Origin of the sequence: Geobacillus sp. ZGt-1 (assembly GCF_001026865.1) — a bacterium.
GTDB classification, from domain to species: domain Bacteria; phylum Bacillota; class Bacilli; order Bacillales; family Anoxybacillaceae; genus Geobacillus; species Geobacillus thermoleovorans.
On sequence record NZ_LDPD01000016.1, the window covers coordinates 119,482 to 120,688 of the forward strand.

Consider the following 1,207-nt stretch of genomic DNA (forward strand, 5'->3'; position numbering starts at 1 on the left):
TTAAGTGGGGGTAGTTCACGCCATATGGACAACAATGTTCTTGCTCCCTTTTTGCACACATATACATCATAAAGACAAGCGGATGACAAAAGAGGGGGGGGAGCGCCATGGCGCATTTCGGCTCGAAAGGATGGCTTGTGGCTGAGTTGAAAAAGGCGGGCATCGCCCGTCATCCGGTTGGACGGAAAAAAATTGAAACGTACAAGGCGGCGGAGCTGTACGGGCTGTACCGAAAATATGTGCAGAAAACATGCTGAACCGGATGAAGCGATCCGGCTTCTTTTTTGAGGTACAATAGTTATAAGGAAAGGCCGTGAAGCCTTGATATGTCAACATTTCTAGTGGGAGGAGGGAGGGCGCGCCTCTTTGGCCAGGAAAGCGATGAAGAAAAAACGGTTTACTGTAGCGGAAGGGGAAACGATCGCCGCCTGTTTAGCGCGAATGAAACAGGAAGGCTACCGCCCTGTCCGCCGCATCGAGCAGCCAATTTTCCGCGAAGTGGAAACGAACGGCGAAACGATGGTTGAGCCGTGCGGGCGCATCATCGAATTTGAGGGGGTGCGCGATGAGCCGTAGCAACAGGTCGTTAGCACGGTTGCCCGCCGCCGCCAACGATTTGAGGCGTCGGCCATAGCGGCAAATGGCGAATGGGACGTTGCAGCCGGTTGTCCGGGTCGCTACAATAAAGAAGGGGAAAAATATAAAGAGAAGGAGATGACGCCATGATTCATCACACATGGGCGACCCGGCCGACGATCAAAAAAGTAAAGTGCGTTCACACGAACGCGGAAAAGTACATGGTCAGCAATGTATTGACGCCGGGCAAAGTATATGAAGTAAAAAACGAAACCGACGAGTTTTATTTTGTCATTGACAACAGCGGAAAAGTCGGCGGGTTTTACAAAGATTATTTTGAGGAAGTCAAATGATCGCGCCAATCACCAAGAAAAAACGGATGTCCAAAACAGGGCATCCGTTTTTTCGTTCAGCCGACGGCGCTTTGTTCTGCCGTCGGCGGTCCCACCCGACTTGCCGGCAACGTGATCGTCAACGTCGTCCCTTTTTGTACGGCGCTTTCGATCGTCCACGTTCCTCCCATTTGTTCGATGATTTTGACGGCGACCATCGCACCAAGCCCAGTGCCTTTTTCTTTTGTGCTGAAGTATGGCTCGCCGAAGCGGCGCACTTGTTCTTTCGTCATGCCAAC

General features: G+C 51.7%; 4 protein-coding genes. 3 read left to right on the forward strand and 1 reads right to left on the reverse strand.

Annotated features, from left to right (window positions below):
* Nucleotides 1–107 precede the first annotated feature (107 nt).
* From VU18_RS17295 to VU18_RS06995, 3 genes are all read left to right on the forward strand, one after another.
* Nucleotides 108–257: a YflJ family protein gene (locus VU18_RS17295; RefSeq protein ID WP_011231104.1), complete on the forward strand. Its 150-nt coding sequence runs from the start codon at nucleotides 108–110 to the stop codon at nucleotides 255–257.
* A 124-nt stretch (nucleotides 258–381) separates the two neighbouring features.
* Nucleotides 382–576 (forward strand): NETI motif-containing protein, encoded by a 195-nt coding sequence (locus VU18_RS06990; RefSeq protein ID WP_015374752.1) that lies wholly within the window; start codon nucleotides 382–384, stop codon nucleotides 574–576.
* 146 nt (nucleotides 577–722) lie between these two features.
* Entirely contained in the window at nucleotides 723–929 is a 207-nt protein-coding gene (locus VU18_RS06995; protein WP_014195730.1) for a DUF6501 family protein, read from the forward strand.
* 56 nt (nucleotides 930–985) lie between these two features.
* On the opposite strand, the gene VU18_RS07000 is transcribed toward VU18_RS06995, so the two are convergent.
* Nucleotides 986–1,207, reverse strand: a 222-nt coding sequence (locus VU18_RS07000) for an ATP-binding protein (protein ID WP_047757844.1), incomplete at its 5' end; no start/stop codon positions are given.

Bases quoted from the DNA above. Each gene is read 5' to 3' on its own strand.
- VU18_RS06995 (WP_014195730.1), top strand. From the start codon at position 723: ATGATTCATCACACATGGGCGACCCGGCCGACGATCAAAAAAGTAAAG.
- VU18_RS06990 (WP_015374752.1), top strand. From the start codon at position 382: ATGAAGAAAAAACGGTTTACTGTAGCGGAAGGGGAAACGATCGCCGCC.
- VU18_RS17295 (WP_011231104.1), top strand. From the start codon at position 108: ATGGCGCATTTCGGCTCGAAAGGATGGCTTGTGGCTGAGTTGAAAAAG.